Source organism: Latilactobacillus parafuchuensis, from assembly GCF_055271665.1.
In genome coordinates, this window is record NZ_CM143875.1 from 1093305 (window position 1) to 1118813 (window position 25509).

The 25509-nt window shown below is 40.7% G+C and carries 17 protein-coding genes; 15 read left to right on the forward strand and 2 right to left on the reverse strand.

All coding sequences use genetic code 11. The annotated features are described in order from the left end of the window. Positions 1–248 precede the first annotated feature (248 nt). Positions 249–6896 (forward strand): SpaA isopeptide-forming pilin-related protein, encoded by a 6648-nt coding sequence (locus tag ACVPPQ_RS05515; protein ID WP_463496279.1) that lies wholly within the window; start codon positions 249–251, stop codon positions 6894–6896. A 214-nt stretch (positions 6897–7110) separates the two neighbouring features. Here ACVPPQ_RS05515 and ACVPPQ_RS05520 read toward each other — a convergent pair whose 3' ends face one another. Then, positions 7111–8196 (reverse strand): ROK family protein, encoded by a 1086-nt coding sequence (locus tag ACVPPQ_RS05520; protein WP_463496281.1) that lies wholly within the window; start codon positions 8194–8196, stop codon positions 7111–7113. A 336-nt stretch (positions 8197–8532) separates the two neighbouring features. On the opposite strand from ACVPPQ_RS05520, the gene ACVPPQ_RS05525 reads away from it, so the two are divergent. Together ACVPPQ_RS05525 and ACVPPQ_RS05530 are read left to right on the forward strand one after the other, a co-directional pair. Further along, positions 8533–9846 (forward strand): PTS sugar transporter subunit IIC, encoded by a 1314-nt coding sequence (locus ACVPPQ_RS05525; protein WP_463496341.1) that lies wholly within the window; start codon positions 8533–8535, stop codon positions 9844–9846. A gap of 15 nt (positions 9847–9861) precedes the next feature. Continuing rightward, entirely contained in the window at positions 9862–10791 is a 930-nt protein-coding gene (locus ACVPPQ_RS05530; protein WP_463496342.1) for a DUF7916 family protein, read from the forward strand. Positions 10792–11136: 345 nt separating this feature from the next. Here ACVPPQ_RS05530 and ACVPPQ_RS05535 read toward each other — a convergent pair whose 3' ends face one another. Continuing rightward, on the reverse strand, positions 11137–11784 hold the full coding sequence (locus tag ACVPPQ_RS05535; protein WP_463496283.1) for a deoxynucleoside kinase: 648 nt from the start codon (positions 11782–11784) through the stop codon (positions 11137–11139). 211 nt (positions 11785–11995) lie between these two features. Between ACVPPQ_RS05535 and ACVPPQ_RS05540 the strand changes: the two genes are divergently transcribed. From ACVPPQ_RS05540 to ACVPPQ_RS05595, 12 genes are all read left to right on the forward strand, one after another. Beyond that, a complete protein-coding gene (locus ACVPPQ_RS05540; RefSeq protein ID WP_463496285.1) occupies positions 11996–13576 on the forward strand; it encodes a helix-turn-helix domain-containing protein in 1581 nt (526 codons plus the stop codon). Between the two features lie 291 nt (positions 13577–13867). Continuing rightward, positions 13868–15148 (forward strand): serine--tRNA ligase, encoded by a 1281-nt coding sequence (serS, locus tag ACVPPQ_RS05545; RefSeq protein ID WP_463496287.1) that lies wholly within the window; start codon positions 13868–13870, stop codon positions 15146–15148. Positions 15149–15505: 357 nt separating this feature from the next. Then, entirely contained in the window at positions 15506–15727 is a 222-nt protein-coding gene (gene mazE / locus ACVPPQ_RS05550; RefSeq protein ID WP_463496289.1) for a type II toxin-antitoxin system PemI/MazE family antitoxin, read from the forward strand. After that, the gene (locus tag ACVPPQ_RS05555; protein WP_463496290.1) at positions 15724–16095 is read left to right on the forward strand and encodes a type II toxin-antitoxin system PemK/MazF family toxin; all 372 of its coding nucleotides are present in this window, start codon (positions 15724–15726) and stop codon (positions 16093–16095) included. The genes mazE and ACVPPQ_RS05555 overlap by 4 nt, the downstream gene beginning before the upstream one ends. Positions 16096–16382: 287 nt before the next feature. After that, positions 16383–17252 carry an ABC transporter ATP-binding protein gene (locus ACVPPQ_RS05560; RefSeq protein WP_463496292.1) on the forward strand — a complete coding sequence of 290 codons (870 nt, stop codon included), beginning with the start codon at positions 16383–16385 and terminating at the stop codon, positions 17250–17252. Positions 17253–17264: 12 nt separating this feature from the next. Next, positions 17265–17999: a hypothetical protein gene (locus ACVPPQ_RS05565; RefSeq protein ID WP_463496294.1), complete on the forward strand. Its 735-nt coding sequence runs from the start codon at positions 17265–17267 to the stop codon at positions 17997–17999. A gap of 92 nt (positions 18000–18091) precedes the next feature. Further along, positions 18092–19066 carry an FUSC family protein gene (locus tag ACVPPQ_RS05570; protein WP_463496296.1) on the forward strand — a complete coding sequence of 325 codons (975 nt, stop codon included), beginning with the start codon at positions 18092–18094 and terminating at the stop codon, positions 19064–19066. 231 nt (positions 19067–19297) lie between these two features. Then, positions 19298–20086, forward strand: coding sequence for a Cof-type HAD-IIB family hydrolase (locus ACVPPQ_RS05575; protein WP_463496297.1), 789 nt, complete (start codon positions 19298–19300; stop codon positions 20084–20086). Next, entirely contained in the window at positions 20086–21621 is a 1536-nt protein-coding gene (locus tag ACVPPQ_RS05580) for a DUF4127 family protein (protein WP_463496299.1), read from the forward strand. Before ACVPPQ_RS05575 ends, ACVPPQ_RS05580 begins: the two co-directional genes overlap by 1 nt. Positions 21622–21627: 6 nt before the next feature. Further along, positions 21628–22923 (forward strand): PTS sugar transporter subunit IIC, encoded by a 1296-nt coding sequence (locus ACVPPQ_RS05585; RefSeq protein ID WP_413476613.1) that lies wholly within the window; start codon positions 21628–21630, stop codon positions 22921–22923. A gap of 57 nt (positions 22924–22980) precedes the next feature. Next, positions 22981–23796, forward strand: coding sequence for a MurR/RpiR family transcriptional regulator (locus tag ACVPPQ_RS05590; RefSeq protein ID WP_463496301.1), 816 nt, complete (start codon positions 22981–22983; stop codon positions 23794–23796). A 119-nt stretch (positions 23797–23915) separates the two neighbouring features. Further along, positions 23916–25352: a glycoside hydrolase family 1 protein gene (locus ACVPPQ_RS05595; protein WP_463496302.1), complete on the forward strand. Its 1437-nt coding sequence runs from the start codon at positions 23916–23918 to the stop codon at positions 25350–25352. Positions 25353–25509: the final 157 nt, after the last annotated feature.

Genomic DNA, 25509 nt, shown 5'->3' on the forward strand with positions numbered 1-25509 from the left:
GAACATTGTGAACGGTATTTACGATATCCGGTGTAAATGATATACTGCCGTTATCGGCTGTTAAGGCCTAATACTATTATGTTTTTAATAACAATTATGTTAATGGATTTTGAATATAAATAGTTTTAAATTAAATTGCATACCAGTTAATTTTGCAGATATATGACAATTGATTAGTTGTGTTTAACAACTGCAGTGCTAAAATGAAAGCAAGTTCTACTAATTGTAGCTTGTAATGGAGGGGTATCATGGGAAAGAAAAAGGGTTGGAGTCGGTCTGTCTTTATATTAATGGCATTAATAATTATCGTTCAATATTTGGCGACACCGGCAATAGTTGTAGCAGAAACAATTGCGCAACGAACAGATTATGTTCAGTTGAAGAAGTTGCAGGTTAAAGAATCGACGACACAGACGGTTGATGCACAACTTGAGACACAGGTGAATAACCAAACGGATACTGAACAAACTGAGGCGATTCAAATCGATGATGCCCATATTTTAGACGTTAAACAAGCTCAAACGCTTGCTGGCGTTAGTTATACGATCAAAGACAATCAAATTGAATTGAAAATTGCGCCCCAAACACAAGGGACGTTGAATTTGAATTTGAAACTAGACCCAACAATTCTAAAGAGTCAGACAACTTTAGTGGCGCACTTAAATCAACAACAAGTGACGGCTGAATTGACGGATAATCAAGTTAGTTCAAGCTCGACAAGCAGCGCGACTAGCCAGAGTGAATCGGTTAAAACTGACAGTCAATCGGAATCGACAGTGACGACTAGCTCGAGCAGTTCGGTTAAAGCAGTCGTTAAACCTAAACAAGAAAAAGCTGCAGCTCAAGATATTCGTGATCTGTTAACTCAGGCAGGAATTGATCCAGCAACGATTGTTGAAAGTGCAACGGTGACTTATTTAGATAAGAATGGTGATCCATATCCGGATCAAACCGATGTGCCAATTGATGCACAAGTCCACGTTAGCTATACTTGGTCAATCCCAGAAGAAGTATTACAAAAGATGCAAGCCGGTGATTATTTTGATTTCAAACTGCCAGATGGGGTTGAAATCAAACCTTGCAGTGGTAAGTTGGGTGAATACGGGACGTATACGGTTAACGCGGATGGCACGGTTCATTTTGAATTTAATGATAAAGTCGACACTGATCATGATATTCATGGGACGTTTGATTATGATGCTAAATTTGATAAGACGATTGGGACCGGGGATATCGTCATTACGACGCCAACGGAGGAACATTTCCCGGGACAACCCGTTCATGTTCGACCAGATTATGACCAAGCGATAGATAAGGCGGGTCATTTTGATAAGACCCCTAATCCGGATCAAGTGATTTGGGAAGTTAATATTAACCGACCATTGACGACGATGACCGATGCAACGGTTACTGATCCAATGCCAAGTGGCACCAAGTTTGAGAGTGTTGCGATTTATCCGATTAAGGTGGATGCACAAGGTAATGTCATTAAACCAATCGATAAAACGCATCCGTTAAAAGAAGGCACTGATTACCGTGTCGATGCGCAAGGCAAAGTCACTTTGATTGGCCAATATGCCGAAACAAATCAGGCTTTTCAAGTTGTATATACCAGCAAGATTGACGATGACGTCAAACCAACTAATGGTGGCGACGTTACTTTCAAAAACACAGCGGTCTTGGATGATGGTGTGACCGAATCCGATGCTTCAGCTAGTGTTACGGCTGAATATAAAAAAGCATTGACGAAATCGGGTCCTACTTCGACTGGTGAAAATCAGGAGTACAAATGGGAAGTTGATTACAATTATAATGAAGTATTGCATCATAAAGGCGCTTATATTGAAGATACAATGGGCGATGGCTTAACGTTAAATCAAGATAGTATTGTGTTGCATAAAGTAACGTTTGATAACAACGGTAAGCCAGTTGAAGGGGCGGCGCTGGTTGAAGGCGTTGATTACAAGTTAATCCCGGATCCTAAAAATCCCAATAAGTTTAAAATTGAATTTTTAAAAGATATTGATTACGCGGTTAAAATTGATTACACAACGAAGGTTGACGGTTACGTCGATGATCCAACTAAAATTTCGAATAAGGTCACGAATGATACAGGGGAAGATGCTCATTCAGAAGGGACGGCTAATCAAGAGGGTATCGTTAAAAATATCGATGGAAGTGTTGATTATACGAATCGCGAAATTCCGTGGAAAATTGATATCAATAATGCCGGTTACATGATGGAAAACTGGTATTTAACCGATACGTTATCAAAAGGCCAAACGTTTTTGACAGATAGCTTCCAAATCATGGATAAAACGACAAAACAAGTTGTGCCAGCGAATCAATATACACTGGTGGCGACAGCCGATGGGTTTACCGTGGCGTTTAAAGAACCGTTAAAATCAGGCACTGATCACCAATATCAATTGACTTACAAGAGCCATTTTGAAACAGAGTCGATTGATGATGGGACTGGTCATGAAGGGGATGTGACGTTTAACAACGGGGCATCGATGGACTGGCAAGATGCAAATGGTGGCAAACATCATAATGAAACCGATGAGAATTTTGACCCCAAACCCGCTTTTAAATACAATGGTCAAAAATCGGGTGATTATAATGCAACGTCCAAGAAAATCACTTGGACCGTGGCGGTCAACTATAATCAACAGGAATTGAAGAACGCAACGATTGTTGATCCAATTTCGGTGAAACAAAACTATGTTGATGGTAGTGCGCATCTTTATGAAGCAACGATTAATAAAGATGGTTCGTACACCTTAGGCAGTGAAGTTCAAAACGCCAAGATTACGGAACCAACAAAGTCGAAGTCAGAAGTTAAAGTTAATTTGCCAGAAGGCAGTCATAAAGCTTATGTTTTAGTTTTTGAAACCAGTTTGGCTGGTGAATTAATTGATAGCGAACAGTACAAGAATACGGCGAACTTCACGAATGACGGGACTTCACATGATTTAAGTGCCAGCATTGAAGCCCAACATTCTGGGAGTATCATTGAAAAGACGGGGGAACAAGATCCCGATGATAGTAGTTACGTTAAATGGGATTTGACGGTCAATAGTTCTGGTTCAACGTTAGATAACGTGCACGTCAAAGATACACCGTCAACGAACACTTATGTTTCAAAAGAGGATGTCGTGGTTTACGGCACTAAAGTCGATAAAGACGGTAAGATTGAAAAAGACCCTAGTCGGATTTTAAAAGAAGGTCAAGATTACACGTTGAGTATTACGACCGACAGTACGACTGGGCAACAAACGATCAAAGTTGATTTTTTAAATCAAATTAAAACACCGTACATCATTGAATACCGGGGGTTGATTACGTCTGATAAGGCCAATGATACGGTCAGTAACCACGCGTCAATTGTGGCTGAAAATAATAAAGTAATCAAACAAGAAACTGAAACTGACACGTCAGTGATTGTCAGTGGGGGTTCGGCAGAAGGCTCTAAAGGGTCCGTTACGTTGGTTAAACAAGGCCTAGAGGGTCAAAAATTAGCCGGTGCTCATTTACAATTATGGACAATCGGTAAAGACGGTCAAAAAGATAAATTGGTCCGTGAGGGTGATACAAATGCCGCGGGTCAATTAAAACTCGGCAATCTGCGGGTTCAAGACTATCTATTGGTTGAAACCAAAGCACCAGCGGGATATACGATTAGTGATGAATTATTAAAAGGTAAAAAAATCACGATCCAAAAGGATACAGAAACCAATACGTTTGGGATTCAAAAAATTACGAACCAACCTACCAAAGTGACGATGCATAAAAAAGGTGAACTGGTGAATAATGCTGGGCAAACCGTACAATCCGCATTGGCGGGTGCCGAATTTGAAGTGCGGGATGCTAAAAATAAAGTGGTTAAAGGCTACGAACGATTAGTCACGGATAAGAACGGCCAATTAACGATTGAAAATTTAAAACCAGGTCGTTATCAATTGGTTGAAACCAAAGCACCAGCCGGTTACGTATTAGATGCGACGCCAATTAGATTTGTTGTTCGTCAAAAAGATAACGGTCAAATTCCGAATGTCGATTTAGGCGATAAGATTAATTACAAAGGGGCCGCACAATTAATCAAGAAATCAGAAACAGGTCAAGTATTGGCTGGGGCTGAATTTAAGGTTGTTGATGCAAAGGGTCAAACCGTTCAGGCTGGGTTGAAATCAAATCAACAAGGTCGAGTAACGGTTGAAAATCTAGCGCCAGGGAATTATCAATTTGTTGAAACTAAAGCACCAACGGGTTATCTGCTAAATACGAAGCCGGTTTCGTTTACAATTGAGGCTAAATATCAAGGTAAACAAACCGTGATGGCTAATGATAATTTCGTCAATTATCGTGGGAGTGCCGAATTAGTTAAAGAAAATAAAATCGGCCAAAAATTAGCGGGTGCCGAGTTTAAAGTCGTTGATGCCCAAGGTAAAACAGTTCAAACAGGATTAACGTCGAACGCTAAAGGGATTTTGAAGGTCACTGATTTAGCACCAGGTGACTATCAATTTATCGAAACCAAAGCACCAACGGGTTATCTATTGAATACTGATCCAGTTGATTTTACGATTAAGAATCAAGCAAACGGAAAACCAAGTGTGGTACAGGTCGCCAAAGCCTTTATTAATTACAAAGGGGCTTTCCAGATTGTCAAAATTGATACAAGCTTCCATACGCTAAAAGGTGCTGAATTTACGTTGTACGACAGTCAAAAGAAACCATTGAATCATAAAGTAGTCAGTGATAATCTAGGGGTCGTTAAATTTACCGACTTAGCACCGGGAACGTATTATTATCAAGAAACAAAAGCGCCTAAATTAGATGGTCAGCACGATTATGTCGTGAATGACAGTTTAATTAAAGTGGTCATTCCTGATAAATTTGCGGGTGATCCCCAAGTTTTCAAATTAGGTTATTTCCAAAACTTTAAGGGTAAAGCAGCAATCACGAAGATTGTCAAAGATGGTCAAGTGGCGGGCGCCGAATTCGAGCTTTATCGGATAGTTGATGGTGAAGAAACATTAGTCAAGAAGATTGTTGTTCCTGAAAATGGTGTGTTGAATATTGATAATTTACCAGTCGGGAACTATAAAGTGATTGAAACCAAAGCAGCACCAGGTTGTTTAATTAATGCGCAACCCGTTTACTTTGTTGTTACTAAGAATGATGATCAGAATCAAGTGATTGATAACTTGAATTTTCCTAATTATCAATCTGTAATTGAAGGTCAGAAAACAAACGAACACAAAGCCGGGTTAGCGGGTGCCGTTTATCAAGTTTTCAAAGCAGGTCAAAATAATCAACCGACCGGTGCGGCGTTAGAAGTTTATGATGTGAATGGACAAAAGACGACTGAAATTAAGACCAATAAGATTGGTAAATTCGTCTTTAAAGGGCTTGAAGTTGGTCGGTATGTGATGGTTGAAACCAAAGCACCAACGGGTTATATCTTAGATACAACACCTAAAGCCTTCGCGATTAAAGCTCAAATTGGCCGTCCAGAGATTGTTAATTTAGGCGCGTTTGTCAATTATCAAGGTAGTGCTCAACTGATTAAAACCGATGTTGCTGGTCAAAAATTAGCGGGTGCGCATTTTAAGGTGATTGATGCTAGCGGTCAAACGGTTAACGGTTTAGCGGATATCGTTTCGGATAATCAAGGGGTTGTAAAAGCCGCTGATTTAATACCTGGGACTTACAGTTTCATTGAAACTAAAGCGCCAGAGGGGTATCTATTGAACCAAACGCCAGTTAAGTTTGAAATTAAAGCGACCGCAGCCGGCAAACCGGTAATAGTAACTGCCAGCTCGAAGTTTATCAATTATCAAGGTGCTGCTAAATTGATAAAGACTAATGTCGCTGGTCAAAAATTAGCAGGTGCGCATTTTAAGGTCATCGATGCCAAAGGCCAGACTGTTAAAGGGTTATCAGATGTTATTTCGAATCAGCAAGGGATTGCCAAGGCACCAAATTTAGCGCCAGGCACATACAGTTTCGTTGAAACGAAGGCACCAGCGGGATACATCTTAAATCAAACGCCAGTTAAGTTTGAAATTAAAAGAAATGATTCTGGCAAACCAGCAGTTGTGATTGCAAGTGTCCATTTTGTTAACTACCAAGGTAGTGCGAAGTTAGTTAAGACCGATGCTGAAGGTCAGAAATTAGCGGGTGCACACTTTAAAGTGGTTGATACTCAGGGCCAAACAGTCAACGGTTTAGCAGATGTTATTTCAGACGACCGAGGAATTGTGAAAGCGACTGGTTTAGCACCAGGTGCTTATAGCTTCATTGAAACCAAAGCGCCGAATGGTTACGTCATCAATACAACGCCAGTCGCGTTTGAGATTAAAGCCAACACGGTCGGTAAGCCAGCGGTTGTGACCGCTAGTGCGCATTTTGTCAACTATCAAGGAAGTGCGCAGTTGATTAAGACTGAGACTAATGGTCAAACACTAGCGGGTGCACACTTTAAAGTGGTTGATGTTAAGGGTCAAACAGTCGACGGTTTAGCAGATATTATTTCAGATCAACAAGGACTGGTGACCGCGATGCATTTAGCGCCTGGTCAATACAGTTTTATTGAAACCAAGTCACCGACTGGATACGTTTTAAAGACGACACCTATTAAATTTGAGATTCAAGCTAGTGCAAAGGGCGAACCGACAATGGTGAACGTTGGCCGTTTTGCCAATCGACGGGTAACGCCTAAGGTTAAACCCAAGAAGCCTGGCAAACCTAATAAACCGAATCAATCGCATCAAACCGAATTTTTACCGCAAACGGGTGAAGATTTCATGAAAGCGACGGTTTGGATTGGAATCGGATTGATTATTATTGGGGGAGTTGTTTATTATAATCGGCGTAAGAAGCGTGATTAAATAAAATCGCTATTAGTAATTAATTAGCAAAAACAATCTGTGACAGAACTCGGTTATCAATTGAGTATCAAGTTGGAGAATCGCCTATCCCGAACTAAGGATAGACGATTTTTTGATTTGAACGGAAATTGATGAGTTATGGCGCGCGTCGAAGAAGAATGTTCGCTTAATATCCAGAATACTAAGGCTTATGGCACAGTTTCTTTTTGACTAGTTAATATTGCAATGCAGCCATTGTCGCAGCGGCATCTGAACCATCACATTTTTGATAGGGTTTTAGAATAACGGGTTGAATGGCCGTTCGATTAATAAGAAATTGATTTTGTTGAATATATTGGCGGAGTAACGCAACTAAGCCGGGTTGAACGAATATTTGTCCATGTAAAATAATCTGTTGGGAATCGAGAAGTGTTGAGATATTATTGACAGCTTGTGCCAGATATTGCATGGCATGATCAAGGATGTTAATCACCCCTTCATCACCAATTTCATAGGCCTGTAAAACCACTTCAATCGTGATATCAGCAACGTTATCGACGAGTTGACGTAAATAGCTTTGGGGTAATTTTTGATATAGCAACTGGGTCTTTTTGATTAACCAACCCTCACTAGCGTAAGTCTGAAGACAGCCGCGGCGACCGCATTCGCAATATTCACCATTAGGATTCATGATATTGTGGCCAATTTCACCGACCAAGAAATTGTTAGTACCGTAAATTTGGCCCTGGTTCATGGACGAACAAAAAAGGCCACGACCAACGTGGAAGAAGATGAAGTTCATGTCGTGATGTGCGTCATTGAATAGTCGTTCGCGGATTGCCATACAGTGAACGTTATTTTCTAAATAGATTGGCAGATCAATCTTATTCAAAATCAATGTTAAATCAAAGCTTAACCAGAGTGGATTATTGCTGACAATTTGGTGCGCTTCTGCATCGAAATGCCCAGGTAAGGCAATCCCAACGGCCCTGGGGTGGTAATTTTGGCAGATATTAATAAATGTTTGTAATTGTTGATAATAAAAAGTGCCAGTTAACTGTTGATTAAACGTCGTTTTGTCGATACGAATACTAGTCTGTTTAAAAATTTGTCCAATATTATCCACTAGACTGAAAGTTAAGAAACGTTCCGATAGTTCACTGCCAATGAAGAATTCTCGTTTGCCGACAGCCGCTAACAAAATGCGACGTCGACCGGAACCGGGAACGGTTGGCCCGGTTTCGCCAACGACGTGGACGATATTGGTGGCGATTAAGTCGTTGACAATCGCACCCGTAATCGCCTGGGTGATACCGGTCATCCGGGCGATATCGACTCGCGAAAGTGGGCCATGAATCGTGATAATTTTGATAATTTGCTTTTTTTGAGTTTGTCTTTTTTAGTATCACTCATAAAAGTTACCTCGCTTGATGTTGATAACTATGATAGCGCTTTAACTTTCTTTTAGCAATTAAAAAAGAATGATAATTGGTCTAGACTCTTGAAAATTAACAATGGGTGGACTAACATGAGCGTTGTAAGGAAATGAAGCGCTTTTATCGGCCGATAAAGTATATCTTAAATTTCTTTTAGAAATGAATGATCAAAGGAGGATATTTTCGTGAAGGATAAATCGACTTCTAAATTTAATAGTTTTATGGAACACTATTTAATGCCAGTTGCTGCTAAGCTAGGGGCCTACCAACCGCTGATTGCGATTCGTGATGGGATTACGCTTGCGATGCCACTCATTATCGTGGGGTCATTTTTCATGATTCTAGGTAGCTTTCCAGTGGTTGCTTGGACGGATTGGATTACGAATACAGCTAGTAATGGTACCAGCATTGCCGATGTTTTTAATAAAATCACCAATGGTTCATTTGGTTTACTTGGTCTAATTGGGACCTTTGGGATTGCATCGAGTTTTGCTGAACAGCATCACACTGATGGTAAATCAGCGGGGATCATTGCCGTTGCGTCATATTTTGTTGTGACGCCTAGTGTCATGAGTGCCGCTAAGGTGCCACTAGAAGGGATGCCTTATGGTTATTTAGGTTCAAAAGGGTTATTTATTGGGATTATCATTGGCCTACTGACTGGTTGGATTTTCCAATGGTTTATTAATCATAATATTCAAATTCATTTACCAGATACAGTACCACCAGCAGTTGCTCAAAGTTTTTCAGCATTAATTCCAGGCGCCGTCATTATCGCCTTATTTGGGCTTGTTTATGCCATTTTTGCCTGGGCTAATTGGGGTAACGTGCATGATCTATTATTAAATGTTTTTGCAACACCACTTGGTCTATTATCAGATACGCTTGGTGGCACGATTGTCGCCATTCTATTAAATAGTTGTTTCTGGTTCGTCGGCATTCATGGGGCTAATGTCATCAATAATATCATTCAACCACTTTGGTTGATGAATACTGATGCCAATCGCCTGCTCTTAAAAGCGGGTCATTTAGATATTGCCCATGGTGGTCATATTATTACACAGTCCTTCATAGATAACTTTGTTTATATGGGTGGCGGTGGTGCGACCCTTGGCTTAGTTTTAGCTCTTGGGATTATTGTTGCAACTCATCGAGCTTCTAAACAATCAACTCTATTAGCACCATTAACGATTACGCCTGGTTTATTCAACATCAATGAACCAACGATGTTTGGGTTGCCAGTAGTCTTAAATACGACTATTATCATTCCATTTATTGTCGCACCAATTGTCAACGCTATCATTACTTACGGTGCCATGGCTAGCGGGATTGTCCCACTAGGAACGGGTGCGGTTATTCCATGGACAATGCCACCAATTATTTCTGGCTTCTTAGCAACCAATAGCATTAACGGCTCACTGTTACAAATCGTTAATATTATTATTGATATTTTGCTTTACTTCCCATTCATGCTTTCTTTGAACAATCAACAAAAGATAGCTGAAGACAGCGAACAGAAAGCATCAAAAAATTAGGAAAATGGTGGTATAATCATGAAACGATTAATTAGTGCCGACAGTAGCGAAATACTCGCTATGAACGGTCAAGAACTAAAACAAAGTATTAAGGCGAGTGAAGGGCGCGTCGTACTCAGTGAAAATGTCGTCGTTCATGAACCAATGGACGGGATTACGACCTCTGAAATAGCGGCGGCATTCGGGGCGGATTTAATTTTATTGAACGCTTTAGATGTTTTGAAACCTCTAATTTTGGGACTCTATCCAGGTGAAGAAACCATGGCGACTGCCAAGGTGCATACCGATGGCACGATTATTCAACGATTACAGAAGTTAGTTGGTCGACCAATTGGGGTTAATTTAGAACCCGTCGATCCAGAGGCTGATATGGCTGAAAGTCGGTTAGTGATTCCAGAAGGTCGGATGGCGAGTGTTAAAACTTTTAAAGCGGCAGAACAATTAGGGCTGAACTTTATTGTTTTAACGGGTAATCCAGGAACTGGTGTGACGAATGAACAAATCGCCAAGAATATTAAATTAGCAAAAGAGAATTTCTCAGGGCTAATCATTGCTGGTAAGATGCACGGTGCTGGGGTTAACGAACCGGTTGTTAGTGAAACGGCCGTCAGCGCCTTTATTGAAGCTGGTGCTGATGTCATTTTAGTGCCCGCTGTGGGAACTGTCCCTGAATTTGATGATGCTGAACTTAAAGCAATCGTAAAACTTGCGCATCAACACGGTGTGTTAGTGATGAGTACGATTGGAACGAGCCAAGAGGGTTCTGGTTCACACTTTATCGAGGCCGTTGCGCTACGCAATAAGATTGCCGGCGTTGATATTCAACATATCGGTGACGCCGCGTGGGGCATTCAATCGCCAGTTGAAAATATTTTTGCACTTAGTCGGACCATTCGTGGTGATCGGCATGCGATTGTTCGAATGGCGCGTTCGATTAATCGATAGTTTATAACTAAAAGAATCATTGGTGTAACCACAAAAAAGAGTATCTGCTAAAAGGCAGGTACTCTTTTTGGATATTGATAGACTCAAAAGCTAAACAGCTTAGTCACTCTCTAAAATGTGTTCGTCATCACAGCTTCCTGTGCTTAGCGACGTTTCGCAAACAAAGTCTTAAAACCCAGACTTTATTCACGGAACTGGGCTAATGCTCAGAAGCTACCCGTGAGGACTCACATTCTTTAAAACGCGTTCCTGAGCTAACTTTTTCCGTCTAGCTATAAATGGCGAACCATGACTAAAGGACAGTCATAATTCGCCATTTTAGGCTATACTCAAAAGCTAAACAGCTTAGTCACTCTCTAGTGTTTTTAATCGTTCGTCGATCATGTTGATGACTTTTTTACGGTCTGTTTCGTTTTCGACGAAATCTAGTTGGTCGCCGTCGATTTGCATCTTAGGGCTTTCATCGTAGTCGTCATACCAAGCGTCGTAACGTTTGTTTAATTCCTTGTAATAATCATAGAGGGTTGGATCGTAATCTAATTGTTCATATGAACGACCGCGTTTTTGAATCCGTGAAAGCATGGTTTCGAAGCTGACCCGTACGTGAACGAGTAGGTCGGGGCGCTTTTTATGGGCAGCATAAGGTAATTCTTGCATCATGTTGTCCAATAATGAATCGTAAACTTGGACTTCAGTATCCGTTGCGCGACCTAAATCAGCATTCAAATGGAATAATAATGAATCTTCAAAAATTGAACGGTCTAAGATATTGTTATCATCAGCGTAAGCTTGTTTGATACTATCAAAACGTTTATTTAAGAAATAGATTTGAAGTAGGAAAGCGTATTTCTTAGGATCCTTATAAAATAATGGTAGGACCTCGTTATCGTCAACGGATTCATAAAAGGCTTTCGTGCCTAAATGATCGGATAAAAATTTAGTTAAGCTAGTTTTTCCTGCACCGATTGTGCCAGCAAGTACGAGCAATGTCATCAGTCTCCCTCTTTTAACTGCAAATTGTGGTAATCTATTGGTTATTATACAACATATAGTGTTAATTGAGCAAAGCTCACTAGAATATTCTAGCATTTTCGGGTTAAAAAGCAATCTTTGTTTAACTTATTTATAGTGAGCTATTTTTACGATTCAAATAGTGTTAAAATTAATTAATGATAATGAATCACTTTGGGAGGACTAATAAAAGGTGGACAATACTAATATCTATCTGATGCAATCAGATTGTGAAAAATATGATTTACTGCTTGATATCGCTAGTTTAAAGCGCGATGAACTACCGGTCAAAAAGCGGATTGAACTCTCTAGAAGCAATGATCCATTAGTTGATGACGTTAATTTAAAACAAGTTGCGACACTTTTGAATCGCAATTATGGCAGTTTATATAATATGTATATGAGTATTGTCGACGATTTGAAAAAAATTGTGGGCCAAGATACGGAAGAAACACAGCTGCTATTTAGTGTGCCGTCTGATGTTTATCACTTTTCATTGGTCAGCAAGTCCGATGTTTATGATTTCGTAAAAATATTATTGACTGGTGAAGAAATGGGCTTCCAGACGTTCTGGGAGGACCATAATAGTAGTAAAGCAACAGTTTTACGCCATCTGAAGAGTTTACGGGATTTCATCCGTTCTTTTGATGTCCGGATTTTTTATGACCCAATCCGCTTAGAAGGCGATGAAAGTACGATTCGTTTAATCTTGATTATGCTTTTCTGGATGGCAACGGATGGTCATTCTTGGCCATTCGAAGCAATCGATCGTGGCGATGCCCTAGAAGCGTTTGATGTGACCGTTGAACGCTTCCAATTAGCGCAACCTAATTTATTAACGCGTGAAATCGGTGGTTACGCGATGGCCGTGATTTACCATCGTGTAATGCAAAAGAAGTTTATTAAAGACACCTCGGCCCAAGATATTATTCGGTACCCAGTGCCTAATATGACGCACGAATTTATGGTGCGGCCATTTACCCGCGAAGCAATCCGGATGCGTAGTATTTTAGCGCAGATGACGGATCAAGAAGCCATGTTAGAATCGTTGAACATGTATTATACGTTTAATTTTAGTCCCATCTTTTTGCATAGCGAGAACCGGTATGCCTTGGCTGATGGCGAACAACATACGCGCTATGTGCCTGAAATTAATCAGTTTGTCTCAGATTTTGTTGATCGGATTCCGTTAAATGTTCATTATTTCTTAAAATTAGATGACGCAGAAGTCGATATTTTGAAACGGACGCTAATCGCGATGACGGCTTCAACTTATATTTATAAAAAAGACGTGACGTCGCGGGTTAACCGTTTCTTATTAGATGCCAATTTGAATTTAAAAGAGGATCAACTCTTGAAACGGGACGTTGAAGATACGGTTGATCATTTATTCATGAATAGTGATGTTGCTTTCTTAAAAGACATGCATGATGAAATCGTTAATGGTTACTACAACGTTTTCATACAGCTCATCCAACAGCGAGCACCATTACACCGGGTCAACGTTGTTTTAGTGGCCGAACAATCTTACATGGGTTATTTAGATCTATTAACGGATTTAAAGGGGATTCGCTACGTCAATATCAGTATGCAAGATGCGGATTTGAAAGACGCCGATATGATTATTACTACGTCCAGTATTGAACTACCAGACGACGTTAATCCACAAGCGGTGATGTTTAAATGGCGTCGGAACGCGGATAGTGACCATTATGGTCGGATGTATGGCATTCTACGTGAACTTTGGTTACAAAAATCAACAGAATGTGATTGAATTTAATTCGTAAATAGGTTATGCTATGGTCAAGATTTAAACACGCGAATAAGCGCCTATATGGATTTACAGAGAAGTGGCGGTCGGTGCAAGCCATCAAATCCAACATTCCAGCGCAATAGTGGGTAGTGAACAGCTACACGGCTCCTGACCGTTATCAGCAATGAAGGGCACCAGTCTTTAGTGACGGGTGAACTTGGGTGGTACCGCGAATGTGAAGTCTTTTCGTCCCAATTTTAGGGGATGAGAAGGCTTTTTTTGTATAATTTTTTTAAAAAGGGAGCGATTTAGATGTTAGATATCAAAGTAATCCGCGACAACGCACAATGGGCTAAAGACAAATTAGCAACTCGGGGCATTAAAGCTGCAGAAGTCGATGAAGTAATTGCACTTGATGAAAAACGCCGGGCTTTAATCGTTGAGACCGAAGAATTAAAGCAACAAAGAAATAAGGCTTCCGAAGCAATCGCCGTTGCCAAACGGAACAAAGAAGATGCAACTGAACAAATCAACGCGATGAAGAATGTCGGTGGCCAAATCAAAGCATTGGATGAAGCCTTAGCGGCGGTTAAAGAACAAGTTGATTACATCTTAGTTCGCTTGCCTAACTTCCCAGCCGATTCAGCACCTGTCGGACCAGACGAAAGTTTTAGCCGTGAAGAACGCAAATGGGAAACACCACGTCAATTTGATTTTGAACCAAAAGCCCATTGGGATTTAGGCGAAAAATTGGGCATTTTAGATTTTGAACGTGCCGCTAAAGTTTCTGGCAGTCGTTTCGTTTACTATCGTGGTGCCGGTGCACGTCTAGAACGAGCCGTTTATAACTTCATGTTGGACCAACACGCTGAAGAAGGCTATGAAGAAATGATCACGCCTTATTTAGTTAACAACGAATCAATGTTTGGGACTGGTCAATTCCCTAAGTTTACTGAAGATGTGTACACCATGACCAATGAAGGCGAACCAATGACTTTGATTCCAACGGCTGAAGTCCCATTAACGAACTTTTACCGCGATGAAATCTTAGACGCCGCGCAATTACCAACTTATTTCACCGCTTTATCACCCGCTTTCCGTTCAGAAGCTGGTAGTGCTGGCCGTGATACGCGGGGATTAATCCGGATGCACCAATTTAACAAGGTTGAAATGGTTAAGTTCACGCGTCCTGAAGAATCATTTAACGAACTTGAAAAAATGACTGGCGATGCTGAAAATATTTTGAAGAAATTAAACTTACCATATCACGTGATTACGTTAGCGACTGGTGATGCTAGCTTTACCGCCGCTAAAACGTACGATGTTGAAGTTTGGTTACCTGCCCAAAATACGTATCGTGAAATCTCAAGTTGTTCAGATTGTACTGACTTCCAAGCACGCCGCGCCCAAATTCGTTATCGTGACGAAGACGGCCGTGTTAACTTGGTCCACACCCTGAATGGTTCAGGTTTAGCAGTCGGCCGGACAGTGGCCGCTATTTTAGAAAACTACCAAAACGAAGACGGCAGCGTCACAATCCCAGAAGTACTAGTCCCATACATGGGCGGCATGACAAAGATAGAAAAGAAATAGAGCGCTAACGACATGCGGTTAAGTTTTGAGCATTAGCCTAGCTTCGTGAATAAAGTCCGGGTTATGGACTTTGTTTGCGAAGCGTCGCTAAGCACAGAAACTTGCATGGAAAAGCGCGTTTAAATAGAGCGTGACTGAGCTGGTCAACTTCTGAATATAGCCTAAAATACCGAATTATGACTGACCTTTAGTCATGGTTCGGTATTTGTAGCTAGACGGAAGAAGTTAGCTCAGGAACGCGTTTAGAGCGCTAATCCGAGTTGGTCCTTCCTAAAATAAGCAACAACTTAAAAAGTGAATACATTGTATTCACTTTTTTTAAGCGCTATAATAAAGATAAATAAGGGGGGCGTTGAAATGAGAATTCGTAAACAAGGCAATGCAACTGTTCTAACCGTCCCGGCGAAGTTTAATATGCAAAGTGATGTTGAGTATGTTGCTTACAAGGGTCACGATGACGCGATTACTTTCGTGAAAAAAACACCCAATATTTTTAAACAAGCTGTGGCTGATCATCAAGAAATCGATATCGGTTCAGAATTTAGTGACGATAGTCAATCGGGTAATGAACAGATATGAAAATGACAAAAATCGGTTATACACCTCAATTAGGCGATATTGTCACGATTAATTTTGATCCGAGTAAAGGTCATGAAATTCAAAAAACGCGACCGGCAATTGTCGTCAGTAACGATGATTATAATCAAGTCACGGGGATGATTGCCGTGTGCCCGATTACGTCAACCAAGAATGTTAAACAGCATTTTGTGCGGATTAATGGGTTAGAGAAAGTGCGAGGCAGTGTTAATCCGTTTCAAGTGAGAACCATGGATTTTATGGATGCGGGTCGGGCCGTTAAGTATATTGAAACCGCGCCAGGTGAATTAATCGCAACAGTCCTATTGCATCTAGAAATGGTCTTCGGATTTGACGAACTACATGAATAAGAGTGCGTTGGTTGCGGGTAGCAACTGAGCATTAACAAAAATCACCAGTTATCTTGAACTTAAGATAATTGGTGATTTTAGGTTAGGCGGAGAAGATTGCTCAAGAAGCGCGTTTAGAGTGCTGAACCGAGTTTGTCAGGCTTTGAGGATTAACCTAATAACGGGGATTATGCCTATTTATTAGTCATAATCTGTTTTTTTGTTACATTTTCCATAAAATTGTGGACTTTCACAAATTCGTCATCTTTAAGCGTTATAATACAACTCATTAGGCAAGGAGGATTAGTATGCAAATCGAAGTGAACAACTTAGTGGTTAGCTACCACAATAACATCGCGCTAGATCTAACCGAATTAACGATACCAGATGGCGGCGCTTACGGCATTGTCGGGCATAATGGTGCGGGTAAAACGACGTTCTTCAAGAGTTTGACGAACATTATTACTAATTATGCGGGTGAGATTAAAATCGATGGCCAAAATGTGCGTGAACAGCCTGCCATTTTGGGTAAAGTCGGGATTGTCTTGGATGGCATGTCCGTTTATATGGGCCAAACCGGTTGGTTTAACCTTGAATATTTTAGTGGGTTGCGGGGCACTTTTGATCGCAATCGGGCGCAAGAATTAGCGACGGAACTCGGCATTAATAACGTCCTCAATCAAAAAGTTAAAACGTATTCGTACGGGATGAAGAAAAAACTAATTCTATTAATTGCGTTATTACATCAACCAGAATTGCTAATCTTAGACGAACCATTCCGGGGTTTAGATTTGGAAACGGTCCAATGGTTCAAACAATACCTACAAGTTTTGGTCGAAAAACAAGAGATGACCTTGTTAATTTCAAGTCACGTCCAAAGTGATATTGAAGCACTATGTAAAGAAGTTTTCGTCATTGATCATGGCCAATTGATTGAAACCATTGATTTAGCAGCTGAAACCGATAAGAAGTTACGGCTTTTAGATACGACGGATAATACACGGGTTCAAGCGATATTAACTGAGTTGGCCTATGTGCACGACGTGTTAGCCGATGGTCGGATTCAATTATCAATTAAAGACGCCAACTGGTCAAAAGTACAAGTCCAAATGGCCAATGAACAAATTGAAATCAATGAAATCGGTGTGCTCAGCGCATTGAACAATAAGTTAAATTAAGGAAGTGACAAAATGACGATTCAACGGATTATTAAAATGGAGTTCTTTAAATTCTTCCATGAGAAAGCCTATCTATGGACGTTTGGGATTATGTCCTTAATGAACATTATCTGGACAGTAGTAGCCATCAATAGCGATAGTATTAACACGGCGACTGGCAATAGTGCTGGCCTGCTAGTCTTTATCATGCTCAGCTTCTTCTTGTTGATTTTCGCGAATTTTATTCTACTGTATTGGTACCCATTCCACGTCTTATCGGTGGATTATAATAACGACGTGTTAGCATTGATGATGGCTTCTGGGATTAAACGGAAGCACTTGTTCTACGCGAAATTAGTGACGGCCATTTGTTTGTCGATCTTAGCCGCACTCGTCTTAATATTAATTCCGATAATTATTTTAATGTCTAAAGCGCAATTCAATGGAAGTATGTGGACGATGCTGGCTAGTTCAATAACGCAAGGCAATATGCCTTTATATGTGATTGACTTAATCATCGGTTACTTAACCACAGTCACGTTAATGTTATTAGCTTGTACTTGGATGCGGGGCGCTAAGAAAGCAATTCTAGTCTTCATCGGTTTGACGTGGGTTTATAAGTTGGTGACAGCCCTGATTATCAAGCTCATTCCGATTGCCGACACAAACGTCACAGGTCATTATATTTTAGTTTATGTACTTGAAATTGTTGCCATGTTGCTCTTTGGTTATTTGACCCAAAGAATGATGGCCAAGCAGAATTTATAAAGCAGTGTACCGGGCAAATCTTAATTAGGTTTGCCCGGTATTTTGTTGTATACTGTTTCCTAATTATCAAAAAGTGGTTAGGAGTTAGCGTCGTGAAAAAAGGGTGGCAATTAGTGAGTCGAAAGTTCGGGTTATTAGTCTTTATTTTGGTTTTTATCGGGGGCTTTAAAGGAATCTTTGGCCCGACAAGTCTATACGTTGGGGTGTTTGTGTTGACTGGGTTATTGATGTTTAAAGAAATGCCATTAGGGGTTTCTTTAAAACGTCAGTGGTTACTGGTGCCGGCGTTTTACGGGTTAGTAACGGTGGTCCCTTATTGGTTAACATTGGTTTTGCCGGAATTCGTAAAGCTGTTCTTAGTGGCGAGCACGGTATTAATTATTCTATTAGTGTTGGTCAGGACCCTGCAGTATCAAAGTTACATTCCCTTTTTGATGTTATTTGCGTTGAATCAACAAGATCGCACACCAATTGGGCCGCGATTGGTAGCCGCTTTAGTCGGTGGATTAGTCGTGGTGCTAGTGGCTGTACTTTATCGAAAAGAACGCGCGAAAAATTGGCCCGATTCGTTAGAAAAAGCCGCCTTCAAACCAAGCTTGCAACAGAATCAAAGCCTGATTATTAAATTAACTGCCGGAATTCTCTGTGCCTATCTGGTTGGCCAGTGGCTAGGTGCCGTTAAGGTTGGTTGGATTATGTTGACGGTGATTTCATTAACACAACCGGATTTGGCACTCACCCGGCAAAAATCAGGGCAACGATTGACCGCCACTGTCATCGGGCTGCTAGTTTTCACGTTGTTATTCTTAGTGTTAGTACCGCAAACTTACTTTGCCACCTTATTAATTGGGATTAGTTACGCTTATATGTTTGTAAAAACCTATTTTGTTAAAATGATTTTTAATACGGTTAATGCGCTTAATGCCGCGGTTTTCTCGCTGTCATTAACGCCGAATGTGATGTTAGTTGACCGCTTCCTGTTCGTTTTATTCGGGGTCGTCGTCGTTTATCTGATCGGTTTTGCGTATCGCTATTTTGACCGCAATTTGACGAGTCAATCAGCTTAATCGATTAAGAGAAACTAGTGATTAATTAAATAGCAAATGCATAAAACAATCTGTCGTAAACGATAGGTTGTTTTTTTGTTGAATTAAATAAAAGAATATAAACTCCTTAAAATAAATAAAAAAAGATATTTACTTCTTTATCGAATTCGGGTACTATAATAAATGAAAAGACGTTAAACGTAATGTCCTGGTAAGACGGATAATTTAAAAATAGAAATTAGGTAGAGAATAATGAAAAAGCTTTTAGTTTGCGATTTAGACGGGACGTTACTCGATCAACAAAACCAAATTGATGCAGAAAGTTTGGCCTTACTTAAAAAGTACGCTCGTTCGGACAATGATTTTTGTGTCTGTACGGGTCGTTTAGATGAAGATATTAAATTTATTGAACATAAAATTGGGGTCCAAGGGGCTTATCGAATTAGCCAAAATGGAGCTGTCATTCGTAATCAAGACGGTGTGCTGTTATCGGCAGCCACGATTCCAGAAGAGTTGATTCCTGAAATTAACCAAATTGTTTTTTCACGCGGATTACGGGTTGAGGTCTCGGACATCAATCATCGTTATTTTCCGTCACCACGTGATCCGGAACAAGTCGCTGAATTTATCGACACCTCGATTGTGACAGAAAATCTGCCCGCGTTTACTCAGGAAAAAGGCTTTAAAGCCATTATTTATTTAATTTTTGGTGACACAGCCATTTTTAAACCGATTATTGCTGAATTGAAAGCGGTAGTTGGAGAGCAAGTTAACATTCAACAAACCAGTCCGACCTCGCTTGAGATTTTTTCAAAGCAAGCTTCTAAAGGCCAGGCTATCAGTGGGTTAATCGAAGAAAAAGGTTATGACCGCAAGCAAGTCTACGTTGCTGGGGATGCTGAAAATGATACGACGATGTTTCCGTTAACACTCCATAGTTATGCAGTTGGACCATTGGCCGATACTGCGACGATTAATGCTGCTGAACACTACGTCAACACGGTTGGCGAAATTCTTAAAGAAATGGAGTTTGATCAATAATGGCTAAAAAAATTATTTATATTCCGCTTGATGAACGGCCCTGTAATTTGGCCTATCCGATGCGCCTGTTTAAACAGTCCGAAGCGCTGGAAGTTGTCTATCCGGCTAAGGACTTGCTGGGGAACAAAAAGAGTTCTGCTGATTTGGAAGGCATTCGCCAATTTATTTTAGATGAGGCCGTTGACGCGGACCTTTTGATTTTCTCGACAGAAATGGTCGCGTATGGTGGGTTGTTACCATCACGAATTTATAAGGTAGGTGAAGAAAAATTAACCGTGACGGAATATGTGGATTTTGTGAAACAAATTAAGACGGTTAATGCTGATTTGACGATTTATGTTTCAAATCTAATTATGCGAACACCGCGCTATAGCAGTGGGGATGAAGAACCGGATTATTATGAAGAATTTGGCGCTGATATTTTCCGATACGGTTGGTTGAGTGATCAAGAATCTCGCGAAACGTTGACACAAGAAGAATTCACGGAAATGGAAACGCTTCATAAAAAGGTGCCGCTGGTCTATATTAACGATTACGAAGCAAGACGAGCCGCAAATCTGAAAGTTAACCTTGCGAATATCCAGCTAGTTAAACAAGGCGTTATTGATTATTTGATTATTCCACAAGATGATAGCGCTCCCTATGGTTATACGGCCAAGGATCAAGCGGTGGTCTATCCGACAATCAAAAAAGAACGGCTACAAAATCGAGTGGCCGTTTATCCAGGGGCGGATGAAGCGGGTTATACGCTATTAGCCCGGGCGATGCAAAAACTTAAACAGTATCAATACAAAATTTATCCATTTTTCGCAAGTGATATTGGCAAAGTGCAAATTCCGTTATATGAAGATCGGCCATTGATCGAAAGTTTAAAATCCCATATTTTGGCGACAGGTGCGCTACTAGTTGATTCTTCAGAAGAAGCTGATATTGTACTAGCAGTAAATACCCCTGGTAGACAAATGATTGAAGCGAGTCAACAGTTAGCCAAACCGAATATGACCTATGATACTTGTCGAAATCTTCGGTCTTTTGTCAATTCAATCGAGCATTATCTTAAGCAAGGAAAAGTTGTTGCTATTGCGGATAGTGCTTACGCGAACGGTGCGGATTTAGAATTAATTAGCATGTTAGATGAGCAGAATTTAATCACTAAATTAGCGGCTTATCGGGGCTGGAATACCAATTGTAATACGCTGGGGAGTGTTATTGGGACGGCCGTCATTCAAGCTGATTTACCACAGGCGGCTAAATTAACCGAAATACTCAAAGCACTTTTAGATGATGGATTCTATCAGGCGATTGTGAGAGGTGCAGTGACGGATCATTGGTTACCAGAGCGAGGCTTAAATTATTTTGATTTAAAGAATCAAGCAGTGGCGGTCGCAACTCATGTTGAACAGTCACTGGTCGAGTTAGCGACTGATTATTTACGGGTCACATTAAGTGGCGCCAATCAGTTACAACCGCAAGTTAAATTTCCGTGGAATCGCATGTTTGAAATTGAATGTACCTTTATGAATTTGGAGGAATGATTAGTTATGGATAAGAAAGATGGTAATGGTTTTGTTCAAACTTTATTAGTGCAAGCCAATAAATTTGCAGCAGAAAAGCATATTATGGCCATACGGGATGGTTTTATCACGTTAATGCCGGCGACGATTATTGCGTCATTTTGGGTTTTAATTAACAATCTGATATTTGGCAGCACCGGCCTATTAGGCAAGTATGCTTGGGCGATGAAGTTAACCGCAATTGGGGGCCAAATTTATAACGCGACCTTAGGAATATTGGCGATTTTAATTGCCTATACGATTGGTGAACGTCTGGCGCAAGAGTACAAAGATCCAGACCCAGCATTTGGCGGTGTTTTTGGGGTCATCAGCTTCTTCGTCTTATTGCCAGCAGCGCTTGATGTGACAACTGCCAAGGGCAAGGTCGTTAACGTGGCAGCCATCTTTACGCAGAGTGAAACCAGTGCCACTGGCATGTTTTTAGCCATTATTGCTAGTTTATTAGGGGTCACCTTACTCTGTAAGTTAAATCGTAACAAACATTTACGGATTAAAATGCCAGATTCAGTGCCACCAGCATTGGCTAGATCGTTTAACGTATTGATTCCAGCATTTTTAGTCACGTTGTTGCTGGGACTCATCGAATTTTTAGCCGAAGTTGGTTTGCATACGAATGTGCCTGATTTAATCACTAAATTCTTCCAAGCACCATTAGTTGGTAGTTTCCAAACGTTAATAGGTGTGTTAATTTATGTCTTCTTAAGTAATTTCTTGTGGGCTTTTGGACTACATGGGACATTTATATTAGGTTCAATTGGCGAACCTGTCTTATTGACGTCACTACAACAAAATATGGATGCTCTAAAGGCGGGTGTCGCACTGCCTAATATTGTTACTAAGCCGTTCCTAGATGCTTTTGCTTGGTGTGGCGGTGGCGGGATGATTCTCTGTTTAGTCTTAGCCATTTTGATTGGTTCTAAACGGGATGATTATCGGACGATGGGTAAAATCGGTTTGGTACCGTCTTTGTTTAATGTGAGTGAACCGATTATGTTTGGGTTACCGGTTGTCTTTAACCCGATTATCGGAATTCCGTTGGTGATTACACCACTTGTGACCACAACGATTGCTTACTTCGCAACTTCTGCAGGATTGGTGGCACGGACATCAGTGATGACGCCTTGGACGACGCCGGCCATTATTTCAGGTTACTTAGCGACTAATGGGGATATTCGTGCATCACTATTACAGGTTATTTTAATTGCAATCGGGACATTAATTTACTTACCGTTTGTACGGCTTGCAAACCGCGCTAAAGTCTAGATATATGGACAACGCCCTTATATGGTATAATCAAAATACCTAAAGGAGCGGATTTGTATGGACGTTCTCACGATGATTAATGGCTCATATCCATCATTAACAAAAGCAGAAAAGAAAATTGCTCAGTATGTACTGGTTAATTCCGAAGATGTTGAGCAAATGTCAATTAGTGAATTGGCGGTTAAAGCTGAAGTAGCTGAAACAACCGTTATTCGCTTTTGTCGTAAATTAAAATTTAAAGGTTATCAAGATTTTAAACTGAGCTTAGCTCGGGATTTGGCGACTAATCGGGCCCGCTTAGTTGACGGATTAACCGACAGCTCATCAATGACTAGCGAGTATATTGAATATCTTGATCGTTTCAATACTGCCATTAGTCAGGATAAGTTGCATAAAATTGCGATGATGATGAATCAGGCGCACAGTATCTGTATTTTTGGAGCAGGCGTTTCAGCGATTGTCGGCACTTATTTGAAATCACGGTTAATTCGGATGGGGATTCCGGTTATTTTCGATGCCGATATTCATCTACAAGCGATTGATATTGCAGTGTTACATGCCGATGATATGGTGATTGCAATTTCAACCAGTGGGAATACAACTGATTTGTTACGAAATGTTGAAATTGTTAAACGTTCAGGAATTCCGGTTGTTTCGATTTCTAATTATTTGAACTCCAAACTTTCAGAGATAAGTAATCTTGCGCTAATCGCACCATCTGGTAGTGGTCGTGATAGTTCTGATTTTCTACCAGTCTTGGGACAGTTAGCAGCAATTGATTTGATTTGTCAGGAATTACAAACCATTAATCCTGAAAGAACTAAAATTCTAAAAGAACGGATTAATGAAACTTTAATTAATCGAATTGAATGAAATAATGACGGCAATTTTGATACTATCAAAAGTATTGGATTGGCGTTTTTATTAGCTATCGATAGTAAGCGCTTTAAAAATATAGTACAATATTGGTATAGACATTAGGAGGGATTTAGATGACAAAATTTCCAGATGGTTTTTTGTGGGGCGGGGCAACAGCTGCCAACCAATTAGAAGGTGGTTATCAGGCTGGCGGCAAAGGCCTTTCAATCGCAGACGCTTTGCCAGGTGGTCCAGACCGCTTCAAGATTGTGCAACAACCTGATTTTGATTGGACGATTGATGAACAACGGTATACCTATCCCAATCATACGGGGATTGATCATTATCACCGTTTCAAGGAAGACATTGCACTTTTTGCCGAGATGGGTTTTAAATGTTACCGCTTCTCAATTGCTTGGTCGCGGATTTTTCCACAAGGTGACGAACTTGAACCTAACGAAGCCGGTTTAAAGTTCTACGATGCCGTCATTGCGGAATGTTTGAAATATAAGATTGAACCAGTGATTACGATTTCGCACTATGAAATGCCATTGAATTTGGCCAAAAAGTATGGCGGTTGGCAAAATAAAGCGTTAATTAAGTTCTATGAACGTTTTGCGCGCGTCGTTTTAACCCGTTATCACGACCAAGTTAAATATTGGATGACGTTTAATGAAATCAATAGTGCCGCGCATTTTCCAGTGATGAGCCAAGGCTTAGTCCCGGCCAATGGCGCTAGTCAAAAACAAAATATTTTTCAAGCATGGCATAATCAATTTGTCGCGAGCGCACATGCTGTTAAAATCGGTCATGAGCTCAATCCACATCTCCAAGTTGGCTGTATGATTCTGTATGCGACAACTTACAGCTATGACGCGAACCCGGTGAACCAATTAGCGACGGTTCAACAAAATCAGGATTTCAATTATTTCTGCGGGGATGTCCAAATTCGCGGTGAATATCCCGCCTATACGGACCGTTTGATGCGCCAATATGGCTTTACCTTCAATGATTTAAATTGGAACGATGAAGAATTAGCGCTTTTAAAAGCCAATCCGGTCGATTACGTCGGGTTCAGTTACTATATGTCGGCCGCGGTCGAAGTGACCGCGGAACAAGAAACGGTGGCCGGTAATTTATTGGGTGGCGTTAAAAATCCCTTCCTCAAAGCGAGTGACTGGGGTTGGCAGATTGATCCGATTGGTCTGCGCATTGCCTTGAATGAACTCTATGATCGTTATCAAAAACCACTCTTCATTGTCGAGAACGGTTTAGGCGCGGTTGACCAAATCGACGACCAGCACCAAGTCAACGACGATTATCGGATCGACTACCTACGCGAACATATTCAAGCGATGGCCGGCGCGATTGATGACGGCGTTGATTTAATGGGCTACACACCTTGGGGCTGTATCGATTTGGTCAGTGCTTCGACCGGTCAAATGTCGAAACGTTACGGTTTTATCTATGTCGATTTAGACGATGCGGGTCACGGTACGCTCGATCGGTACCGCAAGAAATCGTTTGGCTGGTATCAAACGGTGATTGAAAGTAATGGGGAACAACTATAATCAATTTGACAGCGGATACATTTACTGCTAACATAGACTTGTAACCACGATGTTATTACTTTCGGGTAAGCATGTGCGGTTTTAATTGAATAACGATTAAATAAAGGTGTTATCAAAATTTTGAGCATGACTTATTTGTAAAAGGGCTAATAGCTCT

Excerpts from the sequence above, each read along its gene's own strand:
- ACVPPQ_RS05585 (WP_413476613.1), top strand. The coding sequence starts at position 21,628 with ATGGATAAGAAAGATGGTAATGGTTTTGTTCAAACTTTATTAGTGCAA.
- ACVPPQ_RS05555 (WP_463496290.1), top strand. The coding sequence starts at position 15,724 with ATGAAAATGACAAAAATCGGTTATACACCTCAATTAGGCGATATTGTC.
- mazE (WP_463496289.1), top strand. The coding sequence starts at position 15,506 with ATGAGAATTCGTAAACAAGGCAATGCAACTGTTCTAACCGTCCCGGCG.
- ACVPPQ_RS05525 (WP_463496341.1), top strand. The coding sequence starts at position 8,533 with ATGGAACACTATTTAATGCCAGTTGCTGCTAAGCTAGGGGCCTACCAA.
- ACVPPQ_RS05595 (WP_463496302.1), top strand. The coding sequence starts at position 23,916 with ATGACAAAATTTCCAGATGGTTTTTTGTGGGGCGGGGCAACAGCTGCC.
- ACVPPQ_RS05565 (WP_463496294.1), top strand. The coding sequence starts at position 17,265 with ATGACGATTCAACGGATTATTAAAATGGAGTTCTTTAAATTCTTCCAT.
- ACVPPQ_RS05515 (WP_463496279.1), top strand. The coding sequence starts at position 249 with ATGGGAAAGAAAAAGGGTTGGAGTCGGTCTGTCTTTATATTAATGGCA.
- ACVPPQ_RS05520 (WP_463496281.1), bottom strand. The coding sequence starts at position 8,196 with ATGACCGGTATCACCCAGGCGATTACGGGTGCGATTGTCAACGACTTA.
- ACVPPQ_RS05580 (WP_463496299.1), top strand. The coding sequence starts at position 20,086 with ATGGCTAAAAAAATTATTTATATTCCGCTTGATGAACGGCCCTGTAAT.
- ACVPPQ_RS05560 (WP_463496292.1), top strand. The coding sequence starts at position 16,383 with ATGCAAATCGAAGTGAACAACTTAGTGGTTAGCTACCACAATAACATC.
- serS (WP_463496287.1), top strand. The coding sequence starts at position 13,868 with ATGTTAGATATCAAAGTAATCCGCGACAACGCACAATGGGCTAAAGAC.
- ACVPPQ_RS05575 (WP_463496297.1), top strand. The coding sequence starts at position 19,298 with ATGAAAAAGCTTTTAGTTTGCGATTTAGACGGGACGTTACTCGATCAA.
- ACVPPQ_RS05590 (WP_463496301.1), top strand. The coding sequence starts at position 22,981 with ATGGACGTTCTCACGATGATTAATGGCTCATATCCATCATTAACAAAA.
- ACVPPQ_RS05535 (WP_463496283.1), bottom strand. The coding sequence starts at position 11,784 with ATGACATTGCTCGTACTTGCTGGCACAATCGGTGCAGGAAAAACTAGC.